This is a genomic window from Burkholderia metallica (assembly GCF_902832845.1).
Taxonomy (GTDB): Bacteria; Pseudomonadota; Gammaproteobacteria; order Burkholderiales; family Burkholderiaceae; genus Burkholderia; species Burkholderia metallica.
The window spans coordinates 1-394 of record NZ_CADFDB010000033.1 but is presented as its reverse complement, the minus strand read 5'-3'; the positions used below and the strand labels follow the sequence as shown (position 1 = coordinate 394).

Annotated in this window: 2 tRNA genes; both read right to left on the bottom strand. The window is 57.1% G+C overall.

What is annotated here, in order from left to right:
* Positions 1-22: 22 nt before the first annotated feature.
* Positions 23-98 (bottom strand) — tRNA-Glu (locus HWX08_RS34185).
* A 66-nt stretch (positions 99-164) separates the two neighbouring features.
* A tRNA-Asp gene (locus tag HWX08_RS34180) sits at positions 165-241 on the bottom strand.
* Positions 242-394 lie beyond the last annotated feature (153 nt).

Sequence of the window (394 nt, the reverse complement as noted above, 5' to 3'; positions counted from 1 at the left end):
TTCTACGAAACGCCGCTGAATCTGGCGTCCCCTAGGGGATTCGAACCCCTGTACTCACCGTGAAAGGGTGATGTCCTAGGCCTCTAGACGAAGGGGACAACGTACTGCTTACATCCTTAATGCAAAAGCCCGTTCAAAAAACGTTCTTTGAACGGGCTTCGTTCTGGCGGAGCGGACGGGGCTCGAACCCGCGACCCCCGGCGTGACAGGCCGGTATTCTAACCAACTGAACTACCGCTCCAGCTTTTCTTACTCGCGCCTGCAGGACGGTGTCACGTTCCTGCAAGCGTTGCGGCACTTCTACGAAACGCCGCTGAATCTGGCGTCCCCTAGGGGATTCGAACCCCTGTACTCACCGTGAAAGGGTGATGTCCTAGGCCTCTAGACGAAGGGG